This is a genomic window from Enterococcus sp. RTP21361st1_A6_RTP21361_211029, assembly GCF_040910045.1.
GTDB classification, from domain to species: Bacteria; Bacillota; Bacilli; order Lactobacillales; family Enterococcaceae; genus Enterococcus_D; species Enterococcus_D gallinarum.
Map to the genome: position 1 here is coordinate 17,103 of NZ_JBDGBK010000024.1, position 24,234 is coordinate 41,336.

A 24,234-nucleotide genomic window follows, 5' to 3' on the forward strand; every position below is an offset into this window, starting at 1 on the left:
TTACTGAAAGCTGGACATAAATGGAACTTTTAACTTTGGCTTTGCAATATTTTTAAGATTCACTAAGTTTTGTTATACTAAAAACGAAGGAGCTGATAGAAAATGAAAAAATATCGTTGGGGCATAATTGGCCTTGGAGACATCGCCACACAATTTGCCGCTGGATTTGCAAGCGATGCTAGCGATTTGTACGGTGTCTGTGCCCGCCGTTACTCAAAAGTCCAAGCATTTGCGGAACGTTTCTCGATTCCTCAGGCTTATGAATCTGCTGAAGCAATGTTGGCTGATCCATCGATCGATATCGTCTATATTGCGGTACCAAATGATATCCACCATCACTACATCATGGCAGCACTGGCAGCAGGGAAACACGTTCTTTGCGAAAAAGCGATCACTACAAGTGGCGATGAACTTGCTGAAGAACTGGCCTTAGCCAAAGAAAAAGGATTGGTTTTAGAAGAGGCGATGACCATCTACAACATGCCGCTTTATCACCGTCTAAAAGAAATCGTAGCCTCTGGCAAACTAGGAAAATTAAAAATGATTCAAGCACCTTTTGGCAGTTACAAGGATCCTGATCCTCAAAATCGTTTTTTCAATCCTGATTTAGGCGGCGGTGCACTGCTTGACATTGGTACTTATGCCGTCTCTTTTGCCCGCTTTTTCATGAGTGAGTCACCAAAGGTAGAATTCAGCAGCATGAAGCCTTTTGAAACCGGCGTTGACGAACAATCCGTGACGATTTTGCGTAACCCAGCTGATGAAATGGCCAGTGTGACCCTAACTTTCCAAGCTAAAATGCCAAAAACAGGAATCGTTGCTTTTGAAGAAGGCTATATCACAGTCGAAGAATATCCGCGGGCTGATAAAGCAACCATCCACTATCGTGATGGCTCCAATGAGTTTATTGAAACAGGCGATACGACCCAAGCACTAAATTACGAAATCGCCAATATGATTAAAACTATTGAAGGGACTTCTAAAGGATCGATCCATCTAACAAGTGACGTCATTGCCGTCTTAGACCAGATGCAACAATTTTGGAAGCAAACAAAATAAAACAATTGACTGCCCAGCGAATCAAATCGCTGGGCAGTCGTATTCTTTCCTTTTCTTAATGATCCCGTTCAGCAAATTCGGCTTTAATTTCAATAAAACGTTTAAACGACTGCAAAAATTGAAACAATTGCGCGCGATTTTCAAACTCCTCGCGATTTCTAGGCAGCGGTTTTTGTCGATAATCTTGATACAACTCTTCGATCCTTAGCAAAAGGTCTTCGCCGTCGTTAGCTTCATCAAATGTTTCTGCGGTATACAGCAGCAAGGCACGAAATTTCTCTGTATAAATTTCTTCTACCCAAATGGATCGCAAGAGACCAATCATTTCTGTCAACAAACGAACTTGCGCACGCCGCATCGCAAAATACGCTTCATAGTAACTATTCTTTTGGCTCCATTGGTTTTCTTGATGAACCTGTGCTTTTTCTTGTCCTTGTCGAATCTTTGCCAATAATGATTGACATTGCCCTTGCAAGGTCAATCGAGAAGGTTGATTTAAGTGTTCAGACATATCTTTTAAAAGTCTTTTAAACGTCTTTTCTGTTTCTTGCTGCAATTCTTTCAGTTCTTTTTCTCCATCTGGCATATAAAGATTAAATACTAATGCAAAGCCAACTCCGAGAATCATGAGCAAGAATTCATTGACGATCAAGCGCCAAGCAAAGGATTCTTCCAGTAAATAGTGCGTTACTAAGACTGAATTGACCACGATGCCATCTGTCAATGAAAAACGGACAGCCATTGGGATGAACAAAAACAAAAAGAGCACAAACCCTAATGGATTATATCCGAGAAGCGAAAAACTGCAAAATGCCAGAATTGTCGCCAGTGCCAGTGAGATCAAGCGTCCAATGCCCGTATAAAGCGATGTTTTCTTTGTGTTGCCTACGCTCAAAATCGCAATGATCCCTGCGGCTGGCGCATATAATAACCCAATCGCTTGAGCCACTGCCATCGATAAACCCGAAGCAATCGCTGTCTTGACTGTTCTCATTCCAATTTTCATTCTGCACCTCCTTTCAAAGTATACTAAACAAAAAAGGATTTCACTAGAATTTATCGGTTATTTTGGTTATGATTAAAGAAAAGGAGGAAATCGATCATGCAATTTGGCCGCTTTCGTCTAGGGATGCGAACGATAAAAACCGCAATTGCTGTCATGTTGTGTATCTTGCTGTTTCGATTTTTGAATCGCGGACAGCCTTTGATCGCTGCCCTTTCCGCTATCTTCTCACTACGTCAAGATTTAACAACGACCCTTTCTTTTGGGAAATCACGAGTTTTAGGAAATTCGATTGGTGGGGCTACTGCCATCATCTACTTCTTCATGAAACAATATTTCCACAATGATTTTTTGATCGAGTTATTGGTGCTCCCTGCTTTAGTGGCCTTCATTATCGTTCTTTCGGATGGGATCAATAATAATTCCGGTATTATTTCTGGGATTGCTACGATGTTATTGATCACTCTTAGTGTTCCACAAGGAGAGTCTTTTATTTTTGCATTAGATCGCGTGTTAGACACTTTTATTGGTACGCTGATTGCGATCTTCATCAATTTTGTCTTGAGGCCTCCCGAAAAAGAAAAACAAGCAGAAATCAAAGAAGACTTGGTTGTATTGAAGGAAAGAGAAACGGAATTGAAAACTATGCTGGAAGATGTTCAAGAAGAAATCTCCAAGCAGCAAGAACAAAAATAAACGCCCTCTCACTACTTAGCTTTTTACGTATCAAGACAGCTTGTGAGGAAGGCGTTTTTGCTGTTTTCTTTTGTTGGGCAAGAAAAATTTGATCTACCTTCCAGCTATTGATGAAAATCGATAAAACAATTAAACGTTTTTACAAAAAAAGCACAGATCACCAATTGGCGATCTGTGTCTTTTTTCTGCTTAAGCTTCGTACCGGCAAACACCATCTAAAAATGTCGCTTGCAGATTCATTTGAGGGTCCAACACGATAAAGTCAGCTGCTCGACCTTTCTTGATCATGCCGCATTTGTCATCGATTTTACAACTGATTGCTGGCACTAGACTTGCCATCATGATTGCTTCTTGCGGGGTAGCAATCTCCCACTCAACAACATTTTTGATGGCTTCTTTTAATTTCAAAATACTTCCGGCCAAATTTCCTTCTTTTAGACGAGCTGTTCCATCTTTTACGACAACAGGGAATTCTCCAAGAATATAATCTCCATCCGGCATGCCTCCTGCCATCATACAGTCGGTGATCAAAGCAACATGGTCATGCCCGGCTTTTTCCATCAAGATCTCAGCTGCTTGCGGATGAACATGATGTCCATCACAGATCAATTCAGAGAATACTTCTTTTAATGATAGCAATGCTCCTACCATCCCTGGTTCTCGGTGATTTAGTCCTCTCATTCCGTTATAGGCATGAACAAAAACACTGGCTCCTGCTTCAACAGCAGCTTCAGCTTCCTGTAAAGTCCCATTACTATGACCTAAGGCAACCACAACACCTTCTTCTGTCACTTGAGACACAAAATCGGTAACGCCTTTACGTTCAGGAGCTAAGGCAATTTTTTTGATAATCCCACCAGAAGCTTCCTGCCATTCGTGGAATGTATCGATGTCTGGATCACCAAAATAGATTGGATTTTGAGCGCCTTTGTGTTCTTCAGTAAAGAAAGGTCCTTCAAAATAAATCCCTTGGATTTTCGCACCGGTAACAGAATCTTTCACTTGTCCGATAGTTTCTGCTACATCTCTTAGACGTTCTTTGCTGGAAGTCAATGTCGTCGGCAAGAAAGAAGTTACACCACAAGACAATAAGCCTTCTGACATAGCTTTGATCCCTTCTGCATCGTTGTCCATGACATCGTGGTTCATGAACCCATGGATATGGGTATCTACGAGTCCTGGAGCTATCCATTGCCCAGAATAATCAGTTACTTCCGCATCTTCCGGTACTTCATTGACGATATCGCCAAATTTGCCGTCAATGATCTCCAGATAACCTGCCCCATGAACAGCTGACTTCAAAAAGAATTTGTCCGCATAAATATATGTTTTCATCTTGATCGCTCCTTATTTCTTTTCTTCCTTAAAATTACTCTTATTTGAGTAAGAAGTCAAGAAAGGTCTACACCATTTCTCGATGAATTTCGAATATCGACGACCGCTTGATAAAGAGCAAAACTTTCATCGGCTGCTTGCTGATTGTCAAGAGCGACAAAGACATGGCCTTTCAGTTCAAATAATTCTTCTAAAAAATAGAAACTGTTCTTTTCTCTGGCAAGATCGATACCTTCTTCTAGAATTTGTAAAGCAGTGGTGAATTCTTCTTGTTTCGCTAAAAAAACTGCATAGTTGTAGAATACTTTGGTCAAGGTTGTGGTCATCCGTTCTGCCGGCAGCACTTGCACCCCATGGTAACTTTTTTCTAGATGAAAACGTGCTTCTTCTAATTGCTGCATATCATTATACACTCGCCCCATACAACTTAAGAGTCGAATCTCCATCACAGAGATATTGATTTTATCTTGCTGATAAGAGTAGGATAAGCCTTTTTTAAGGCTTTCAATCGCTGCTTCATAATCTTGGAACAAGAAATATTCGCAACTCCCTAAAAAGTAATAGTACATTTGCATGTCTGCGTCCAAATATAGATAGTCCATGATCGTTTTATCCTGCAGTTTAGTCAATAACTCTTGGTACTCTTTATGAACAAAATGGCTTTCCATTTGAGCGAACACTTGATTCGTTCGATTGATCTCTTCAGCATGGAGCATCATTACTTGATCTAAGGTAACGCCTAATCGTTGACAGATTTGATGCATGACCAATACATTCGGTAATTCTTCATTATTTTCGATCCGGCTCAAAACACTTTGTGAACAGATATCTTCTGCCAACATCTTTTGTGTCATCTTGCGCTTTTTGCGGAACGTGCGAATGATTTGGCCAAAGGATTCTTGTGAATTTGCCATGACTCTCCTCCAACTTTTTCAACATTAAAAAAATGCGAATTCGCATTTTTAATTTTCTTCATTTTAGCACATAATAGCAAAAAGGAAAGCAATTCCAACAATATCTTGGTATTTTTTAACAATTTAAAACGAGGTGTTTCTATGACGATTAACAGCACCATTACCTTCACTTGGGAAGGCAAGGTCTATGCAGGAAAAGTCGAAAGAGAATATGAAAATTCGGTTCTTGTCCAAGTGACAGACCCTAGCGAAGAAATGCTGGAAAAATTCAATGATCGAATGATCATCAGTAAAAAAAAATGTCAGCAGACTGCTGACTAAGCATATGCAATAAGCGCTATGATTTTAAGATATTCGATCAATCAAAAAAACGAGCAGTTGGATCTGGTCCGATGCCTTGCTACAAGGTACAGGATAAGGAGCCAACTGTTCGTTTTTTTTACTATTGTTCATTCCTACTATTGCTTACTTATTTTTGCTGATAAGTGGCTAAAAACTCCCGCATCTTTTCGGTCGTTGCTTTCAAATCATCCATATTCGGTAAATAAACGATTCGGAAATGATCTGGTTCTTGCCAATTAAATCCGCCCCCGTGCACTAATAGCACATGGTGCTCATGCAGAAAATCCAACACAAACTGTTCATCATTCTTAATATTGAAGCGTTTGACATCGATCTTAGGGAAAATATAAAATGCCGCTTTAGGTTTAACAGCTGATAAACCAGGAATGTCATTCAATGCTTGATAAATATACTCTCTTTGCTCATAGATCCTTCCTCCTGGAAGCAGCAGTTCATCCGAACTTTGATAGCCACCTAACGCCGTCTGAATGATCTGCTGAGAAAGAACATTTGAACAAAGCCTCATAGAGGAAAGCATATTCAAGCCCTCAATATAATCTTTAACGTTTCTCTTATCCCCGCTAAGGACCATCCAGCCAACCCGGAATCCGGCTACACGATGTGATTTAGACAATCCACCAAGAGTCACAACAAAGCGATCCGGAGCTAATGTAGCGATTGGGACGTGAACATAATCATCCATCACTAACCGATCATAAATTTCGTCAGAAAAAATAATCAAGTCATGGTCGCGAGCCACATCAACAATTTGCTGCAATACTTCTTTTGGATAGACAGCACCTGTAGGATTATTAGGGTTGATGATCACGATGGCTTTCGTTTTACTTGTGATTTTTGAACGAATATCTTCAATATCTGGGTTCCAGTCAGATTGTTCATCGCAAATGTAGTGTACAGGTTTTCCACCAGCTAAAGAGATCGATGCCGTCCATAAAGGATAATCAGGCATCGGCACCAACACTTCATCGCCATTATTACATAGCCCTTGCATACACATGGTGATCAGTTCTGATACACCATTTCCGGTATAAATATCATTGATCGTCACATTTGGAAACTTTTGTAATTGATAATATTGCTCGATGGCTTTGCGGGCTGAAAAAATTCCTTTAGAATCAGAGTAGCCTTCAGACTCCCGCACATTCATAATCAAGTCACGGACGATCTCATTTGGCGCTTCAAAACCAAATGGTGCCGGATTACCTGTATTCAATTTCAAGATGCTGATGCCTTCTTCTTGCATCCGTTCTGCTTCTTCTAGGACTGGTCCCCGGACATCATAACTTACGCCTTCTAGTTTTGATGACTTTTCAAATTTTCTCATTCGAATTCTCCTTTGACAGTAGAATCAATGCAAATTACCTTGGTTCTAGTGATATTCTTTTTTAAAAGATTGCATTTATTATAGCAAAAAGTTTAGAAAAAAAACGGTCAAATTGACAGAACTTTACGACTTTTAAATAAATTCTTTTCTAAAAGAAACGAATGAACGCTCTTTTATTGCCTAGACGTTCATTCGTTTTTGTTCAGTCATTCTCTGGAAAGAATTTTAAATAGCGTTCAGCTAATGCGAGATGGCCAATTGAAAATTCTGTAAAACCAGCTTCAATAAAGCGTTGCGGCAGCTGAGGATCACTGATTTCGATTAAATAGACCTGTTCTTGAAGATCGATTGTCAATGTTGTTAATTCGGGAAATGAAACCAAAAACTCTGGATCTTTTGCTTTTAAATAAATTGGTTCATCTACTAAAGAATTCTTTCCCAGGTATTCATGGATAATCTTGCCATCTTTCAAAAACAAAACGCGATCTGCATAACTATCCAAATTGGTCAAAATATGGGAAGCAATCAGGATCGATTTCTTTTTCTCCCGCAACCCTTTTAAAACGTTAGAAATCAATTCCACATTGGTCGGATCCAACCCATTCATGACTTCGTCCATCAACATATAGGGCGTGTCTGTCACGATCTGCATCGCAAAACACAGTCTTTGACGCATCCCCAACGAATAGGTTCCAACCGGCCGCTTGATATAGTCAGTCATTCTTAATTGATTCACGGTTTGATCAATCAGCGCTTCCTCTGATCGCCACATTCGTTGATAAAGTTTTAAATGTTCTAATCCGCTGAGATCATTATATAGATCGTTCTGATCAGGGAAAAAAGAGATTTTCTGGTGAGCTGCCATTTCTGACTTCTTGGACGTGTAAAGCTGTGTTTGATCGAGAAAGATCTCCCCACTAGTCGGCTGAACAAAATTCATCAATACATTGAGTAGTGTTGATTTTCCAGTACCGTTCGGCGCCACCAAGCCGACGATTTCTCCAGGATGAAAGGCCAACGTTAAATCATCCAAAACATTTCGTTTAAATGTCACAGTTACGTTTTTCATTGCTAACATTTCCAAACCTCCTAAACAAGCTTAAATTGCTTCTGCTGTACACGAACAAAAAGACCGATCTCGATCAGCAGCCACACTACACCAAAAAGCAGCAGTCCTTTCGCAAGGACAAACTCAGAGGACCCAAAATAAAAACGGCTGAATCCTGAAAGGATCTGACCATAATTTTGATACAAATAGGCATCATTTGATTTATCCAAGAATGCACTAAACCAGCGTCTCTGAAAAATAAGTGGACTAATCAAGCCAAAACCAGCAAGAAAGAGATTGGCTAATTCTGAACGCCAAAGTGTGCTCAGCAAAAGAATGCCTCGGATATAGATCAATTGCAGCACGATTCCTACCCCTATACACTGAAGTAAGAAAACTCCAACAGGGCGTGTATAAAAAACATCGGCAGAAGAAATAGGATAACGGGCATCAAAGGATGAAGACAAGATACTGACGGGTAGGTCCAATGAGCCAAAGCCGAATTGGCAGCCGACACCGATCCAAATCAAAACGAGTGTACTGATCATCATCAGTGTTGACACAATAAACAGTGCCGCTGTCTTCGCCCAAAGAATCTCATCTACCGTCACCGGCAAAGATAAGAATAAGCTTTTGTGTCGACGATCTTTGGTCAGACTATCGATTGCCAAAAAGATCGTCACGCCAAGAAAGAGAAACGGCAAGTAATTCGTAAATGCCCGCTGAACAGATTGGATACCCGTTTTTTGTTCCAACACATACTTGGAAAGCTTTTTGTTTGGTAATTGGCTGGCACTTTCCATCCATTTTGCAGTGGAGGCATAGCCGTATTTCCCATCATAAGCCGCATAATAGTTCTGATAAGTATAATAGTCAGGCGTGAAGAAAATTGTTTCATCATCGGTATATTGGAGACTCAGCTGATACCATTGGCTCGTTGCTTTGGCATACTTTTGCCAATCATTGGCAGCTAGGGAAGTTAATCGTAAGCTATCTGCTTGATTCCATGGCTCGAACATCGCTACTGCCATGGCGGCGGACCAATGATCTGAGGGATTTTCTGCTTGTTCATCCAAAAAGGATTGTCTAGTCAAATACCGCTGTTCAATTTCATTTTTGTCTATTCGCTCAATTGGCCGATAGGTGCGATCACGAAAACTGTATACGCCAGCAACGATTACTAACAAGCACCATAGCCCGATCGTTTTTTTACTTTTGATTAATTGCTGTAGTTCAAAGAGAAAATAATTTTTCATTATATGACTCCTTTCGCTAGCCAGTTTTTCTTATCTGCGATCAGCAAGAAGGTGACCGCTCCCACCCCCCATAAGAAAAGAAGGATGAAAGCTGTCCCTAACCCGACTGTCGATTGCGATCTGACTGCAAACTCACCTGTGAGGATCTTTTGCAAATTAAAAACAGCAAAAGGGGAATATTTACTGAATGGTGTACTAGCTATTGTACCGAGACCATAGCAAAGACAAAGGAGAAAAAAAGAAACATAGCGATTTGGAATCAAAACATTGGCCACAAAGCCCAGTAATTCTGTCACAATAATCAAAGTTGTCAAAAGCACGAGTACCAATAGAAAGTATTGCCAGAAAGGTACGGCATGCCAAGTATGATGATAATAGATAGCCGTTGGATAGTGCCAATCCCCCCATCGTCCGATCACCGACATGGCCGCAGTGATTCCTAGAAGCAACAGGCTGATCGTTGCCAGATGACCAATCATCTTTACCCCGACTTTACTGATCATCCTTATAGGGAAGACTTGTGGATAGGAATGGATCAGAGAAAAATGGCGCTTTTCTTCCAGCAAATTATCGCTAGCAAAAAATGCCAGGAATAAAAAGCCAAATCCCAATAACACTTGAATAGTCAACGCAACAGCAGTCTGCGCATTGTCAACAGTAAGAAAAGGAGCTTTTTCCTGTTCTTCTAATTGCGCTGCTACCACTTTATTTTGCTGCAATTGCCAGATAGATGGTAAAAAGGCTTTATCTGGTAAAGCGGTTTCCCATAATTGCAGCTGAATTTTTGCAATCTCTTCACTGGTCCGATTGAAACGAGGAAATTCTTCCATGATTAGATTCGAGGCTTGCCGATTAGATAATGTGTTGTTTGCCAGCAGCAGTTGATAGGTTTCTTGCTTGTCCTGAGATTCATTTGGATAATTCTGATAATTGTCTACAAGCCGTAATGCTTGCGCTTTTTGCATAGTGATTTCTGCCTGTACATTCACTGGTTCCATGAATGTAAGATAAAAAGCGAGCCCCACACCAATCAAGAACGCTGCTATCATCGTAAACAAAAAACGGCGCTGCCGAATCGATTTAGCCAGCAGATTTTTAAAGTAGTTCATTTATCAATCTCCTTAAAGCTCCAAAGTTATTTTCTCATTATACCAGATTCTGCCACTTAAATATTTTTTTCAATAAAAAGCAAGAAAAATGTCCTTTTATAAATCCCTAAAATAGCATTGACAAACGTGAAGATAATCGGTAACATGTTTTTTAGACGTGATGGCTGCAATCAGCTGTCAGTATACAAAAACAATAAGCAGACGTGGTGGAACGGCAGACACGCACGCTTGAGGGGCGTGTGAGCTTAGCTCGTGTGGGTTCAAATCCCATCGTCTGCATCGTACCGGCAAATTACTTCGGTAATTTGCTTTTTTTGTATTTCCAGTTCAATTAGTTTTATGCAATTGTTATTTATAAATCTATGACAAAGACACAACTAGGACGAAATTGCCGTCCTAGTTATGTGGTTTTGTCATTTTCGGTTATACTGTTTCTAAGTATTTCTTCTATTTGTCTATACGTTGAGTCAAACACATAGAGGATTGCATGGAAATTCTATCTTGATCAAAGGAGCGAGAACATGTCTGATGAACGATGGCTGCAATTGAGGAGACGCCGAAAAATCGAATTGTATCTTTGCTTGATCGTGGTTATGCCGATGGTCTACGGATTATGGTTCAATCTAATTTTTCTTATCAGATATACGACTTTACTTTTTTGCATTGCAATACTCACGGCTCTCTATGAGTTGCTCAAACTTCTCTATGATAAAAGAAACCAAAAAAAAGAAACTAGAGTCAGCAAATAATTGCTTTTCATTTAGACCGTCGTTAGTCAGGTCTCACTAATTAACAGCACTCGATTGACCAGTAAAAAAGAATGAACTTGTCTATAAAAAGACACAGACAACCGAGCTGTTTTGGTTTAAACATTGTTTGGTAAATACGTGCAGGACACTTTCTTGATCCTTTAGTATTTTTACACCATTCTCATCGATCACCCCCTTAACATATACGTACGAATAAAATCATAAAAAAGGAGAAATAAGATGAAAAAAATCTGTTTCGTTTTGACTGCAAGTAATGGGCTCAGTTATACCACATTGTCACCAGCGTTCTTTTTTGCAGATTATTCTGAGCTTAAGAATTATTTCGCCAATGATTATGATGTCTCAATCAATTATTTCCGCGATAAAGACCAAGTGGATTATTTGGTTGTACCTGATCCATTTGTCCCGTTTGACAACGAAAATGATCTGCCGATCATCAATGTCCCAGCCAACTATTTTGTTACAAAAGACTATAAACAAATAAAAAACACACTAGCTGCGTTTTTTATTAACAATCCCTAACTATCCCAGTACAATAGCTACGGCTTTGAGCCAATCAATCGATTACAGGAGTTCATATTGAAAAATCAAATAAAGCTACATTATTACCCAAAAGTTTGGGCATCTTTACTCTATTTACTACTGATTTTTTTGGCACTATTTGCCTATTTATCAAAATATCTAGATATAACCTTTTTTACAGCGATTTTCCCCGACTTTTATTTACACATTTCCAATTTCTCTATTAGCTTGATCATTGGTCTGCTAGGGTATTTTTGGTTATTGATGGGCGTCAAATTCACCTATACTCTCGGATTGACTATTTTCTTGCTGATTGCCAATTTATTAAGCGAAACGGTATTAGGCGTTATGAATACCCCCGATCCCCTAGACATGTTTTTTGGATTTGTTGGTACCCTGATTGCTGCTGTTCTACTGTGGGTGATCTCTAAATTTAGTCTCAAACTTGCAACCGAAGAATCTCAGTAACTTTCTGCTTATGAATCTTTGGAAAAATAATTTGGTAACGAGACGCTTACTTGCTCTTTATCAAGCAAATGGGGTTGTTTTGACAACTAATGGCAGAATCAGCCTGTAAAAAGCAGCTTCTGCTCACTGACAGACGCTCGATCCATGCGCATGACGAAATCTCTTTGCTCCTCAATTCTTTATGAGAAAGTTTTTCAGATCTGTTTTCAGATTTCGATCACTAAAGTTAACGACCTACACTAGCAGCTAAGCTGCTTTTTTGTTACTCTCTCTATCTTTCATGCGATTGAATAGGCATTTTAAAACTTATACCTATGATATAGTAATAAAAAAGAGACTAGGGGTTGATCATATTGGATCCTTTTGAATCTGTTGCTGCAAGACTGACCGACTTGAACATTTCCTTTGAAGTGATCGAACACCCGCCTGCAAGTACAACTGCGGAAGCAGATAGCTTTATTGCTGGAATTGATGGGGTTCGAACAAAATCGATGTTTTTAACCAATAAAAAAAAGACCGCCTATTATCTCCTAATAATGGACGATCAAAAACGGCTTGATCTAAATCTGCTCAAAGAAATCACTGGTGAATCACGAGTCAAATTAGCTTCTCCTGATCTTTTGAGGAAAAAAATGCACTTGCCACCTGGCGTTGTCTCCATATTTGGGCTCTTAAGCAATTCGGAGCGAGATATTCAGATTTTCTTTGAGCGCGAAATCACTAAAGAACCACGAATGAGTTTCCATCCTAATACAAATACCAAGACGATCTTCCTTGCTACCAAGGATGTATTCAACTTTTTAACGGTCAATGGCTTTTCTTATCAGATCATAGATATCTCCTGATTTTCATGGGGTTGTGCTGGAATCAATCCGCACAGCCCTGATACTTTTTACTGGCATCTATTTTGTCAAACCCGCCAGTCACCCCTCATCAATGTGCACAAAACTTGCTGCCCGGCAAACTATCATCTAAAAGGTATTTTTTGCTTCACATCCGCTACTGACTTTCAAAAACAAAAAAGGACCCACTGACGGGTCCCCGCTTATTTTTTTGTCATTGATACTTTCATTAATTGATGTTTCCAGACGGATTGGACGCCATATAATCCAATCGCAAGAATACCAATCAATGCCAAGTAAGCAAATTTCGCCATTGGATCGATGCCATAATTAGTCATAAATGGGTCTTGAACAAATAGTACCAACAAACTAGTTAAAATCAATGAAACCCATAGCGTATTCATCAGATGCCACCATTTCATGTTCCTGCACTCCTTTTTTGATATGCCAAGTATCTCATAAAGCCGATCTTTCCCCATCCGTCTTTAGACTGAAACTGCTATCAAGGATTCAAAAACATCAAAAGCTATCATTTTTACCTAGTATTCCATTTTGACTTGGATGCCATTTGGATCCAATAAAGCCAAACGCCTACTTGATTCAAGAGTAAGGGATACATTTTCCTTCTCAAGATGCGTGAGCAATGACTCAAAGGCTTCTTTGTCTGGGAGCACAAAGGTATAATAAGCCAATCCTAGGTCATTGTCTGCCATAGGAGTCACACCTTTGCCCATCCAAGTATTCGAGCCAATATGGTGATGATAATCTCCTGCCGCAAAAAATTTTGCTTGGTTCCCAAAATTATTTTTTAAGCTCAGTCCTACGACTTGGGTATAAAAAGTTTCTGTCTGGGCTAAATCAGCAACTTTTAAATGAACATGTCCCACAATAGTACCTGTGGGGAAACTTGATTGTTGGCTGTCTGCTGCTGCGACAACCCCCTCTGCATCCATTTCTTTTGTAATTCCAACAATTTCGCCATCTTCTCGAATATCCCATTCAGATTTTGGTTTATCACGATACACTTCAATCCCATTCCCCTCGGGATCTGTTAAGTACAATGCTTCGCTGTAGCCATGATCACTGGCGCCATCGATCGGTGCATTGCTTTGCAAATAATGGATCAATGTATTGCCTAAATCTTTGCGAGTCGGCAAAAGGAAAGCGACATGAAACAGTCCTGTTTTCCTTGTGAGAGGCAATGGATTTTCGACTTTGATCAATTCAAGCAGTATTTTCTCTGCCGTACCTAAGCGAGCTGTCTGCTGATTTTTTTCGATCAATGATAGTCCGATCACTTGAGTATAAAAAGCAATCATTTTTTCTAAGTTGGCTACTTTTAAGACAACTTTCCCAATTTGAGTCTGTTCATGAAGTTGAAATTCTGGAATAATCACCGTCATTGTTTCTGCTCCTTTTCTCATCTCGAATGGATGACTTGTTACTTTAATAATAATACTAACTTAAAGTAAGTAAAGAGATTTGCTTGACTAGCAGAATTCTTCATTTTTTGCCAAAACACGCATCCTTCTCCCAAAGCGATCGGTGGCTGTCTCAATTTGTTGATAGCCCAATTTTTCATACAAACCTGACAGCTGAGTGACAATATAGATCGTATCAAAACCGATCTGATGCAAGCGCCGTTCTGCAGTAGATACCAATTGCTGACTAAGATGATTGCCGCGATAGCTGGGAGCAACATACACGGTCGCAATAAAAGGGGCGACTTGAAGAGGGACAATATCCTCTTTGACGATCGTACAAAATCCAGCTAATTGATTGTGGGCAACAGCCACAAAAACGCCTTCCCAGTCGTTATAGCTTCTCTGACGCATCTTATTTGCTACAAATGCAGCAGCTTTCCAATCGACGCTGGCAATTTGACCCGCATAAGCCAACCAGTTTGGTTGATCTTTTTGCAAAAATTTAATTTCCATTTCAAAAATCCTTCCTTATTGAAATTAAGCAGCATTCGCATTATTTTACCACTTTCGGCTTGATAATTGTTTTTTCGGAAACCCTTTTGGCGTAGTTGGCTTCTCTAATATAATAAGTTCTTATAAAGCACAGACGATATAAAACGGCTGGCAAGCCCCCTCTAGGCTGCCAGCCGTTTTTATATCTGATTTACTTTCTGATCCATCAATACGCATTATTGTAGATTCAGAACTGTTGATTGTTATTGAGTATGGTGGTCCAGAGTGGTTTGTCCTATGAACGAAAATTTTAAAACACCGTACTTTCACCATGTTTTCTCTCACCAAATTCCCAAATATCGATTGCTCCACCTGCATAACCCTCAGCGATCAATGTTTCTAGAAAACTTTCTGGCTGCAAATAGTGACTGCTACTGCGTAATTCTTCTTTGCCAATAGAAAAACTGCCTCCATGAGAGTGGTTGAAAAGAACAAACGGCACTAGCTTTTTCTCATAAGGATAGGCAAAAATAAGCCGACACTGGTTCTTGTTAATTGAGTTCTAACAAAAACTTTTCGAGACAATCGTTTTCTCATAAAAGAACTTTCTTACAAGAACTATTGGTTCCTTTCTATGAAATGATCCAAACCTTTGCAACGTTTGCCGCTGTTTCACGAAAAATCACCATGAAGCACGAGAGGCTTACCATTTTCTTGGGAACGGTCAACTTCAATCCCCTGGCTATTCTCGATATGGAAGGCATGTTCAACATCGACTAATTCTAAACGGTCAAAATGAATATTTTTAGCACAGCCAATATAGAATCCTTGACTGGTCATCTCTTCCATTCCAGTCATCATAGCTGGTTTTCCGGGTATGGGCTCTTTTGCCATGGAAATTGCTACTTCATGAAACGAGATATCTGAAATGAATTGTTCAGATAAACCATAAATAAAACCAGCAGCAGCATGAACATTTCGCGCGGAGATATTGACAAAATGAATTCTCCTAAACTGAGGAGTCTCCTCAGAGATTGGGTAAGGATTTTTATCCCAAACATACTTTTCTTTTCCTTTGGGACCACAAAAATAATACAAATTCAGCGTAAATGGGCAAATCACATTGTCCATAATTAGGTTGTTCACTCGAATATCCTCAATAATCCCGCCGCGTCCTCTACGAGATTTCAAACGAATGCCGCGATCGGTGTCTTGGAATATACAATTTGAGATGGTCACATTGCGAATATCTCCGCTCATTTCGCTTCCTAAAACGACCCCACCATGACCATGGAGCATTTGACAGTTGCTGATCGTGATATTTTCACAGGAAACGCGTTCTTTTGTCTCTTCTGTTCCTGATTTAATGGCAATACAATCATCCCCTACATCGATCAAACAATTGCTGATACGAACATTTTTGCAAGACTCCGGATCAATGCCATCAGTATTTGGCGAGTCTGCAGGATTTTTGATCTTAATATTATCCACAGTGATGTCTTGGCATAAGATTGGATTGACTGTCCAGCTAGGAGAATTAACCAAACTAACATCTCGCAATGTGATTTGCTGACAGGAATCAAAACTGATCAGTTTTGGTCGCGGATATTCTAACTGCTCTGGATGATTGCGAAAGACATCCCACCATTTCTGACCTTGACCATCTATCGTGCCAAAACCTGTGATTGCAATATTTTCGGCACCGTCGGCATAGATACAAGAAGCATAGACTTCCCGTTTCACCCCTTCCCAACGCGAAACCACCACTGGATACTCTTTGGGATCATCCGAGAATCGAAGAACAGCTCCCGGTTGTAGATGGAGTTCAACATTACTTTTTAACATCAGTGAACCTGTTGGATACACCCCCGAGGCAAACATCAGCCTCCCTCCTCCTGCCTGATGAAGCTGATCGATATACCCTTGGATTGTTGCTGTCACTGACTTTTCATTTAAATAATCGTTGATGTCAATACTAATTTCCATTCTTTTCCCCTTCCTTCTTTAAAGGTTCTATTAAAAGGCTGGTTTGCACAGCTGTGCAAATCCTTTAAAGCGATCTGAATTTTTTGATCGAGATTTCCTTTGACTTGCTGAACGAAATTTTGCTGATTTTGGACCAATGTTTTCTGAATATCCTTATACGTGCGATGATAAATGAAACTTCCAAACGCTATTATTAAAACGCTTCTAATTATAGAAAATGGAAGGAAAATGTTATAAAAAAAGGTTGAATGTTTCTGAATAGCCCCTACCCTTTTCATGGGATTTCTCCTGTAATTACTGACAGAATCATTTCTTAAGATATGTCCATTCTAGCATAAAAAATTTCTTGTGAATACAGGTTCAAAGAAAAAAGTTAACGTGTGCATTATTGATATATTGACATTCCTCTCTTTAGGATATATGCTAAAACCAATGAGAAAGTCGAGGGATACATATGGTCACTATCAAAGATATTGCAAAAATCGCAGGCGTCTCCCATACCACGGTTTCAAGAGCGTTAAATGACAGTCCACTAATCAAGCCAGCCACAAAAAAGAAAATTGGTGACATTGCGCGTTCTTTAAATTATACGCCGAATGTCAATGCCAAAAGTCTAGTCAATCAGAAGTCGTATATTATTGGCCTTTACTTTTCTAATTTGTCGGCAGGTACATCGGATCGCTTTTTGGTTGAAGTGATCAAGGGAATCAATACCACCCTACCGCCAGAGTATCGCTTAGCGGTCCACGATATGACGACCCTTACCAGTCCAGTTGAGGACTTGCCAAGGATGGATGGCATCATCGTTATGAGTCAAAGTGATCAAGATGACACTTTCATCGAAGAAATCAGTCACTTAGATTTGCCAGTGGTCGTTCTCAATCGACAAATGGATAGACCATCATTTTTAAATGTCACAAGCAATGATGCGCAAGGCGTTTATCAAGCCATTGACTACGCGATTCAGTTAGGCTATAAGAAAGTTGCGATCATTGAAGGCAAGCCAACTTTTCGTTCCAGTATAGAGCGTAAGACAGGTTTCATGCGGGCTCTTACTGAGCACGGGCTAGCGTTTCCAACAGAATACGCTGTCACTGGAGACTATTCTATCGAGAGCGGTCGAAAATGTGCCAAACAATTACTGGAACTTGCAGAGCCGCCAGAAGTGATTTTCTGTTCCAACGATGACATGGCCATTGGCGCAATCAACACTTGTCTTGAATATGGCCTTGCAATCCCTGCCGATATCGCCATTATTGGATTTGACAATGTCCCGTTTTCAAAATATACGAATCCCCCGTTGACAACCATTAGCAAGCCCGTTTTTGAAATGAGTCAGCTTGGGGCACAACTGCTTCTAGATTCAATCAACGGCTCTGTTTCACAAAAACAATACCTTTTAGATACAGAACTAACAATCAGAGATTCCCTCTAGCATTCGCTTCTTGAATGCTTTTGGCTGTTGCCAAAAATGTTAACGTGTGCAAAATGGCAGACGTTCATTATAAATCAATGAATATTGGAGGTTACAATGAAAAAAATAACTGAAATGACTCATCCTACTCGCAAGTCGGAAAAAGTGATTCAATTCGGCGAAGGAAACTTTATGCGAGGCTTTTTTAACTGGCAGCTACAGCAGATGAATAAGCAAGGTCTCTTCAATGGTAGCGCTGTAGTAGTCCAACCAATTCAACAAGGTCTAGGATCTCTATTGGCGCAGCAGAATCATTTGTATACGGTAATTTTAGAAGGATTAGCAGACGGCCGTCCTGTCCAAACCTCTGAGATCATCACGACGATTAGCCGCGTATTGAATCCCTATGAACAATGGCAGGATTATTTAGCTCTAGCTGAAATTGATGACTTGGACATCATTGTTTCCAATACAACTGAAGCAGGAATTGCCTTTGATCCTCAAGACAAACGGACAGATATGCCGCCAAAAAGTTTTCCGGCTAAGTTAACTGCGCTGCTCTATCAACGGTACCAAGCGAATAAATCAGGTTACACGATCATTCCCTGTGAGTTGATCGATCGAAATGGAGAAAAATTAAAAGCGTGTATCCAACAATATTGCTCACTGTGGCAACTAGAGGACAGCTTTCATACTTGGTTAGAAAATGAAAACACTTTCTGCTGTAGTTTAGTCGACCGAATCGTTCCTGGCTACCCCCAATCAAAAGCAGAGGAGTTGAATCAATTACACGGGTATGAGGACCGTTTGATGGTCACTGCCGAACCATTCATGTTGTGGGTGATCGAAAACCCATCGCATACTGTATCTCAGAAACTTCCATTGCCAGCTGCGAGTTTGAATGTAATCTTTACTGAAGACCTGACCCCCTATCGTGAACGGAAGGTGCATCTTTTGAATGGCCCTCATACAGCCATGGTCCCTCTGGCCCTTCTAGCTGGTTTGGCAACGGTTGAAGAGGTGATGCTTGATCCTGATTTTACATGCTTCATTGATGAGCTATTCAATGAAGAACTGATTCCTATGCTAGACCTGCCGCAAGAAGAATTGATCCAGTATGCGGAACAGATCAAAGAACGGTTTAAAAATCCTTATGTTCATCATCAACTGCAGTCGATCGCCTTGAATAGCGTCTCAAAATTTAAAGCACGTCTCTTGCCGTTGTTGCTCCGTCATCATCAGCAACAGTTACTGCCGCCAAGAATCATTGCATCATTAGCCGGACTGATTTACTTGTATTTAACGACTGATTGTCAAGACGATGAAGCTGTGCTAGCTCTCTTTGAAAAGGCACGGGCCCTCGAATCTTCTGAACAAGTCAGTTTTATTCTAGGACAAGAAAAGTTATGGGGAGTGGACTTGAGCGTGTTCAACAAAGAAGTTTCACAAATGGTAGTGCTACTTTCAAACAAGGGTTCTCGACACCTCGTTGACTCATTAAAAAATGAGCCGACTCAAAAAAAGGCGGAATGATTATGACAGAAATAAAAAACAAAAGCGATTTTCTCAAATTGCATCTAAAAGACAATGTTGCGGTTGCTCTGCATGCAATCACGAAAGAGACACAGCTTACATTTGAAGGGCGATCCTATAGTTTTACAGAGGAGATTCCTCAAGGTCACAAGATCGCACTTATTGATTTGAATAAAGGCGATCACGTCATCAAGTATGGTTACCCTATTGGTCATCTTTTGTCCGATGTAAAAGCTGGACAGTGGCTACATACCCACAATGTCAAGACCAATCTTTCAGGAACGCTGGCTTATACCTATGAGCCGAACCTACAACCAGTAGTGTATCCAAAAAGCCAATTGACTTTTAAAGGCTACCGGAGAAAAAATGGCAAAGTCGGGATTCGTAATGATTTGTATGTCATACCCACAGTGGGCTGTATCAATGGAATCGCTGAGATCATCGTCGAAAATTTCAAACAAAGTCATCCCAACTTAGGAACCTTTGACTCGGTCACGATTCTCAAACATCCTTATGGGTGTTCTCAATTAGGGCAAGATCACCAAAACACCCGGAAAATTTTGATTGATGCTGTGCAACACCCAAATGCTGGTGGGGTGCTCGTTTTCGGACTCGGATGTGAGAACAATACGGTCGCTGAATTTAAAGAAAAGCTAGGTGATTATGACACAGATCGTGTCAAATTCTTAGTCGCTCAAAAAAGCCAAGATGAAATCGAAGCGGGTGAAGCATTATTGCACGAATTGCTGCAAGCTACCAAAGACGACCGGCGGGAAGATGTGCCTTTAAGTGAATTAAAAGTTGGCTTAAAATGCGGCGGCTCAGATGGATTTTCTGGTATCACTGCCAACCCGTTATTAGGAGCATTTTCAGATTTCTTGGTTTCTCAAGGTGGCAGCACTGTGTTGACGGAAGTACCGGAAATGTTTGGTGCCGAGCAAGTATTGATGTCTCGTGCCAAAGACCAAGCAACTTTTGAAAAGATTCTTCATCTGATCAATGACTTTAAAGATTATTTTCTTTCGTATGGCGAACCTGTTTATGAGAATCCTTCTCCAGGCAATAAAGCGGGTGGAATCACCACATTGGAAGATAAGTCTTTAGGCTGCACGCAAAAATCCGGCACCTCTGCGGTCGTCGACGTCTTGAAATACGGAGATAAAATCCGCGAAAGCGGTCTCAGTCTTCTTGAAGGACCTGGTAATGACCTAGTGGCTGCTTCTGCTCTCGCTTCGGCTGATTGTCAGTTGGTCTTATTTACGACAGGACGAGGAACCCCCTTTGGTGCCTTTGTCCCTACGATGAAAGTTGCCACCAACCAAGAATTATTCGAGAAGAAACCCCATTGGATGGATTTCAATGCAGGTCGGTTATTATATGAACCAATGGAAGACGTTCTCGCTGATTTTATTCAAGCGATCATTGCGGTCGCTAGTGGGACCAAAACCCGTAATGAAGCAAACAATGTTCGAGAAATCGCCATCTTCAAGAATGGTGTCATTTTATAAACGAAGAAAAGAGGAAGCCAATGTTTTTAAATGATGATTTTTTACTAACGAATGACTTTGCCAAAGATTTGTATCATCAATACGCCAAGAAAATGCCGATCATTGACTACCACTGCCATTTAGATCCCCAAGAGATTTATGATGATCATCCTTTCCGAAATATCACCGAAGCTTGGTTGGCCGGTGACCACTACAAATGGCGGTTGATGCGGGCATGTGGAGTAGATGAATCGTTGATTACTGGCGAAGCAGCGGATTATGACAAATTTATTGCTTGGTGCCAGACAGTTCCTAAAATTATCGGCAACCCCCTTTACGTCTGGACCCACTTGGAGTTAAAACGTTTCTTTGGTGTCGATCTTATGATTAATGAAGAAAACGCGCCAGAAATCTGGCAAATCGTCAACCAAAAATTGCAATCAAAGACCTTTAGCAGAAGAGAAATCATCGCCAACAGCAATGTGCAACTCATTTGTACTACCGATGATCCGACAGATTCACTAGCATTTCATCGCAAATTGGCTAATGAAGAAAGCCGCTTTCGGGTATTACCAACCTTTCGTCCTGATAAAGCCTTAAATATCCAACAAAGTGGGTTTAACCACTATATCGATCAATTAGCAACAGTTGTTGGCCACAGGATCGATAGCTATGAAGACTTGTTAACAGCACTTGACTGCCGAATTACTTTTTTTCACCAAATGAATTGTCGCTTATCCGATCACGCATTGGATCACTTCCATTTCCTAGAAAACAGCGTGACTCCTCAAGCTATCTTTGAAAAAGCGAGAAATCAGGAAATCATTACAGAAGCAGAAGCAGCAGTCTATCGCTCTGCCCTCTTGCTTCATTTATTTGAACAATATCACAACCATGGCTGGACAATGCAACTGCATCTTCATGCTTATAGAAACTGCAACACGAATATGCTCAATCAATTGGGACCTGACACAGGTTATGACGGCATCAACGATCAGCCGATCACTGGCCCACTTCAAGCATTACTGGATGCTGCGGAGAGGAAAGAGGCTCTTCCGCAAACGATTTTGTATTCATTGAATCCAAATGATTATGATGTGCTGGTAGCGCTGATGGGCTGTTATCAAAAAGAAGGCAACAACAAACTTCAACTCGGTTCTGGCTGGTGGTACAACGATACCCGTGCCGGCATGCGTCGGCAATTGACGAAGTTTGCAGATGGTAGCGTGTTAGCAAATTTTGTTGGTATGCTGACTGATTCCCGTAGTTTTCTTTCGTATACCAGACATGAATATTTCCGAAGAGTTTTTTGTGAATGGTTGGGAGAACTCATTCTTCGCGGCGAAGCACCAAGTGATACCAGACAGTTAAAAGAATTTGTTGAAGGTATCTGTTACCAAAATGCAGCAGATTATTTTGATTTTTAGAGGTGGATGATGGTTAAACTAATTATTGCCGGTGATTCAACTGCTGCAACTAAAATGACTGACAAGCGTCCGGAAACTGGCTGGGGTGAAAAATACCAACCTTCCTCTCCCCAGAGGTTACGGTCATTAATTTAGCTATGAATGGACGTTCAACCAAAAGCTTCATTCAAGAAAAACGCCTCTTGCACGCAGAGCAACTACTTGCTCCCGGAGACTATTTCTTGATTCGGTTTGGCCACAACGACCAGAAAACAGATCCTGAACGAGTAACGACGCCAAAAGAACATCAAGAAAATTTAGCACAGTTTATTGCTGTTGCACAAAAAAGCAAGCAAATCCAGTTTTACTGACTTCTATCACTCGCTTGAAGTTCCATCAGCATAATGACTTGAATCACCTAGCCATGGGACCTTATCCAGAAGCTATGAGAGATTTTGCTGCTGCCTTTGAGATTCCTTGTCTGGATATATTCACGATGACGCAAAACTATTTTTCCACATTTGCAACTAGGCAAGCTCGCCAGTATTTTTTGCATCTTTCAAAAAACGAATATCCGAATTATCCCGAAGGTATCAGTGACAATACTCACTTGAATGATCAAGGAGCTTTAATCGTTGCTCGCTTGATTTGTCAAGCAATCAAAGAAGCGAATCTTTCTCTCAGCAGTGAGATATTGCTGTAATTCGGTTAGAATTCTTTGTTTACCAATCAACAACAAGCAACGTGTTTCCAAAGTGAGAAAAACACGTTGCTTGTTTATTTCAGCTATGTGAATGTCGCAGCCTTAGTGAATTAAGGGCTTGTTTCTTACTTTGTTTTATTATGAAAAAAGGTTGAACTTTACGGATAGAAAATTTTTTTACTGAGGCGCATCTTCAAACATCCAAACCAGCGAGCCGTGATACTCCCCGACATGATCCGTTGGTCGCAATAACAGTTTCAATCGATTCTCAGCTAATGTGGCGGATCCACTGCCTTCCCAGACCGGCTGTGCTTTGTCCGACAAGAGAATATCCCCTGTTTTATCAACAAAAATCAGCGCATCTCGCAGCTCATGTTGCTGACTGTTTTTAAGCGGCGTATCGATTTTTACTTTCACTGTCCATTTGCTTTTTTCTAAGCGACTGTTATCTTCCACTTTGATTGGTTGACTTTCAGCAAAAAGATACTGATTAAAAGCTGGAATAGGGTGTGTTCCAAAAGATAAGACTGCCGGCACTTGCAGCCTTGGTCCTGACTCAGGAACAAACACGCGAGTTTCTGCTGCTGATTGATCCCCCTCTTTATTCTCTAGATATAATTTTACCTCTTTATTAAGCCATTCTTCTGGTACTTCGAAAACGACCGAGTCTTCCGTTTGTGTATTTCCCACATCATAGTTTCTTAGCACCTGTTTTTTCTCCCCATATTGGGCAACAACTTGGACGCTTTGATGGCTGTCATGGGAAAGGTCATAAGATAACTTGACTTCTTTAGAAAAGCGTGGAATCATGATTCTTTGTTGTCGGTCTTTTAATGTAAAGAGTAGTGGGACACCTTTTTTGTAACGATGGAAAACTTCTTGAGAACCTGGCATGACAATGATGTGGTCTTTTTCTTCTCGGATCGGATAGTACCCAGTAATGGTGGGATAGAACGAAGATAAATCAACAGAATGGGTGATCAGCCCTCTGATTTCCCCCGAATCTAAGAGCGGTTGATTTTTTTCATCAACAAATTTGATCTTCACTTCGTTATAGTAGTAAATGGACGCAGAAAGTTT

The 24,234-nt window shown here is 40.5% G+C and carries 24 protein-coding genes, 1 tRNA gene and 1 pseudogene; 13 read left to right on the forward strand and 13 right to left on the reverse strand.

Going from position 1 to position 24,234, the window contains the following annotated elements; all coding sequences use genetic code 11:
• Positions 1-102 precede the first annotated feature (102 nt).
• Positions 103-1,059: a Gfo/Idh/MocA family protein gene (locus AB5Z52_RS06345; protein ID WP_117474473.1), complete on the forward strand. Its 957-nt coding sequence runs from the start codon at positions 103-105 to the stop codon at positions 1,057-1,059.
• Positions 1,060-1,114: 55 nt separating this feature from the next.
• On the opposite strand, the gene AB5Z52_RS06350 is transcribed toward AB5Z52_RS06345, so the two are convergent.
• Positions 1,115-2,065, reverse strand: a complete 951-nt coding sequence (locus AB5Z52_RS06350; protein ID WP_003127184.1) for an aromatic acid exporter family protein — start codon at positions 2,063-2,065, stop codon at positions 1,115-1,117.
• Positions 2,066-2,161: 96 nt separating this feature from the next.
• Here AB5Z52_RS06350 and AB5Z52_RS06355 point away from each other — a divergent pair, with 96 nt between their 5' ends.
• Positions 2,162-2,758, forward strand: a complete 597-nt coding sequence (locus AB5Z52_RS06355; protein ID WP_368266852.1) for an aromatic acid exporter family protein — start codon at positions 2,162-2,164, stop codon at positions 2,756-2,758.
• A 189-nt stretch (positions 2,759-2,947) separates the two neighbouring features.
• On the opposite strand, the gene nagA is transcribed toward AB5Z52_RS06355, so the two are convergent.
• Together nagA and AB5Z52_RS06365 are read right to left on the reverse strand one after the other, a co-directional pair.
• Complete coding sequence (gene nagA / locus AB5Z52_RS06360) at positions 2,948-4,093, reverse strand: N-acetylglucosamine-6-phosphate deacetylase (RefSeq protein WP_005472479.1); 1,146 nt, start codon at positions 4,091-4,093, stop codon at positions 2,948-2,950.
• A gap of 56 nt (positions 4,094-4,149) precedes the next feature.
• Positions 4,150-5,007: a helix-turn-helix transcriptional regulator gene (locus tag AB5Z52_RS06365; RefSeq protein WP_003127180.1), complete on the reverse strand. Its 858-nt coding sequence runs from the start codon at positions 5,005-5,007 to the stop codon at positions 4,150-4,152.
• A gap of 141 nt (positions 5,008-5,148) precedes the next feature.
• On the opposite strand from AB5Z52_RS06365, the gene AB5Z52_RS06370 reads away from it, so the two are divergent.
• Positions 5,149-5,328 (forward strand): DUF2187 domain-containing protein, encoded by a 180-nt coding sequence (locus tag AB5Z52_RS06370; RefSeq protein ID WP_003127178.1) that lies wholly within the window; start codon positions 5,149-5,151, stop codon positions 5,326-5,328.
• Between the two features lie 148 nt (positions 5,329-5,476).
• Here AB5Z52_RS06370 and AB5Z52_RS06375 read toward each other — a convergent pair whose 3' ends face one another.
• The 4 genes from AB5Z52_RS06375 to AB5Z52_RS06390 form a co-directional block, all read right to left on the reverse strand.
• The gene (locus AB5Z52_RS06375) at positions 5,477-6,694 is read right to left on the reverse strand and encodes a pyridoxal phosphate-dependent aminotransferase (protein ID WP_003127177.1); all 1,218 of its coding nucleotides are present in this window, start codon (positions 6,692-6,694) and stop codon (positions 5,477-5,479) included.
• Positions 6,695-6,896: 202 nt separating this feature from the next.
• Positions 6,897-7,772, reverse strand: coding sequence for an ABC transporter ATP-binding protein (locus tag AB5Z52_RS06380; RefSeq protein ID WP_005472477.1), 876 nt, complete (start codon positions 7,770-7,772; stop codon positions 6,897-6,899).
• Between the two features lie 11 nt (positions 7,773-7,783).
• Positions 7,784-8,998: an ABC transporter permease gene (locus tag AB5Z52_RS06385; protein ID WP_142434598.1), complete on the reverse strand. Its 1,215-nt coding sequence runs from the start codon at positions 8,996-8,998 to the stop codon at positions 7,784-7,786.
• The gene (locus AB5Z52_RS06390; RefSeq protein ID WP_124018874.1) at positions 8,998-10,107 is read right to left on the reverse strand and encodes a hypothetical protein; all 1,110 of its coding nucleotides are present in this window, start codon (positions 10,105-10,107) and stop codon (positions 8,998-9,000) included. Before AB5Z52_RS06390 ends, AB5Z52_RS06385 begins: the two co-directional genes overlap by 1 nt.
• 197 nt (positions 10,108-10,304) lie before the next feature.
• Between AB5Z52_RS06390 and AB5Z52_RS06395 the strand changes: the two genes are divergently transcribed.
• The 4 genes from AB5Z52_RS06395 (at position 10,305) to AB5Z52_RS06410 (ending at position 12,712) form a co-directional block, all read left to right on the forward strand.
• Positions 10,305-10,386: transfer RNA gene (locus tag AB5Z52_RS06395), tRNA-Leu, on the forward strand.
• Between the two features lie 710 nt (positions 10,387-11,096).
• A complete protein-coding gene (locus tag AB5Z52_RS06400; RefSeq protein WP_003127173.1) occupies positions 11,097-11,399 on the forward strand; it encodes a hypothetical protein in 303 nt (100 codons plus the stop codon).
• 57 nt (positions 11,400-11,456) lie between these two features.
• A complete protein-coding gene (locus AB5Z52_RS06405; RefSeq protein ID WP_288551526.1) occupies positions 11,457-11,867 on the forward strand; it encodes a hypothetical protein in 411 nt (136 codons plus the stop codon).
• Between the two features lie 353 nt (positions 11,868-12,220).
• Entirely contained in the window at positions 12,221-12,712 is a 492-nt protein-coding gene (locus AB5Z52_RS06410; protein ID WP_029486906.1) for a prolyl-tRNA synthetase associated domain-containing protein, read from the forward strand.
• A gap of 200 nt (positions 12,713-12,912) precedes the next feature.
• On the opposite strand, the gene AB5Z52_RS06415 is transcribed toward AB5Z52_RS06410, so the two are convergent.
• The 5 genes from AB5Z52_RS06415 to AB5Z52_RS06435 all read right to left on the reverse strand — a co-directional run bounded on the left by AB5Z52_RS06415 (position 12,913) and on the right by AB5Z52_RS06435 (position 16,611).
• Complete coding sequence (locus AB5Z52_RS06415) at positions 12,913-13,131, reverse strand: hypothetical protein (protein WP_005472469.1); 219 nt, start codon at positions 13,129-13,131, stop codon at positions 12,913-12,915.
• 117 nt (positions 13,132-13,248) lie between these two features.
• A complete protein-coding gene (locus AB5Z52_RS06420) occupies positions 13,249-14,112 on the reverse strand; it encodes a VOC family protein (protein ID WP_034704718.1) in 864 nt (287 codons plus the stop codon).
• 87 nt (positions 14,113-14,199) lie between these two features.
• Entirely contained in the window at positions 14,200-14,646 is a 447-nt protein-coding gene (locus AB5Z52_RS06425) for a GNAT family N-acetyltransferase (protein ID WP_288551401.1), read from the reverse strand.
• Positions 14,647-14,935: 289 nt separating this feature from the next.
• On the reverse strand, positions 14,936-15,127 hold the full coding sequence (locus AB5Z52_RS06430) for a hypothetical protein (protein WP_003127165.1): 192 nt from the start codon (positions 15,125-15,127) through the stop codon (positions 14,936-14,938).
• Between the two features lie 170 nt (positions 15,128-15,297).
• On the reverse strand, positions 15,298-16,611 hold the full coding sequence (locus AB5Z52_RS06435; RefSeq protein ID WP_003127164.1) for a glycoside hydrolase family 28 protein: 1,314 nt from the start codon (positions 16,609-16,611) through the stop codon (positions 15,298-15,300).
• A gap of 454 nt (positions 16,612-17,065) precedes the next feature.
• Between AB5Z52_RS06435 and AB5Z52_RS06440 the strand changes: the two genes are divergently transcribed.
• The 6 genes from AB5Z52_RS06440 (at position 17,066) to AB5Z52_RS06465 (ending at position 23,154) form a co-directional block, all read left to right on the forward strand.
• Positions 17,066-18,046 (forward strand): LacI family DNA-binding transcriptional regulator, encoded by a 981-nt coding sequence (locus AB5Z52_RS06440; protein ID WP_003127161.1) that lies wholly within the window; start codon positions 17,066-17,068, stop codon positions 18,044-18,046.
• 96 nt (positions 18,047-18,142) lie between these two features.
• Positions 18,143-19,558: a tagaturonate reductase gene (locus AB5Z52_RS06445; RefSeq protein WP_117474577.1), complete on the forward strand. Its 1,416-nt coding sequence runs from the start codon at positions 18,143-18,145 to the stop codon at positions 19,556-19,558.
• Positions 19,559-19,560: 2 nt separating this feature from the next.
• On the forward strand, positions 19,561-21,066 hold the full coding sequence (locus AB5Z52_RS06450; RefSeq protein WP_117474578.1) for a UxaA family hydrolase: 1,506 nt from the start codon (positions 19,561-19,563) through the stop codon (positions 21,064-21,066).
• Between the two features lie 20 nt (positions 21,067-21,086).
• Positions 21,087-22,472 carry a glucuronate isomerase gene (gene uxaC, locus AB5Z52_RS06455; protein WP_021150999.1) on the forward strand — a complete coding sequence of 462 codons (1,386 nt, stop codon included), beginning with the start codon at positions 21,087-21,089 and terminating at the stop codon, positions 22,470-22,472.
• Positions 22,473-22,693: 221 nt separating this feature from the next.
• Positions 22,694-22,822, forward strand: a complete 129-nt coding sequence (locus tag AB5Z52_RS06460; protein ID WP_256926305.1) for a hypothetical protein — start codon at positions 22,694-22,696, stop codon at positions 22,820-22,822.
• Between the two features lie 53 nt (positions 22,823-22,875).
• Positions 22,876-23,154 carry a rhamnogalacturonan acetylesterase gene (locus AB5Z52_RS06465; RefSeq protein ID WP_021151001.1) on the forward strand — a complete coding sequence of 93 codons (279 nt, stop codon included), beginning with the start codon at positions 22,876-22,878 and terminating at the stop codon, positions 23,152-23,154.
• A gap of 177 nt (positions 23,155-23,331) precedes the next feature.
• On the opposite strand, the pseudogene AB5Z52_RS06470 reads toward AB5Z52_RS06465, so the two are convergent.
• Positions 23,332-24,234 (reverse strand): annotated as a pseudogene (locus tag AB5Z52_RS06470) (hypothetical protein); the annotation flags it as partial.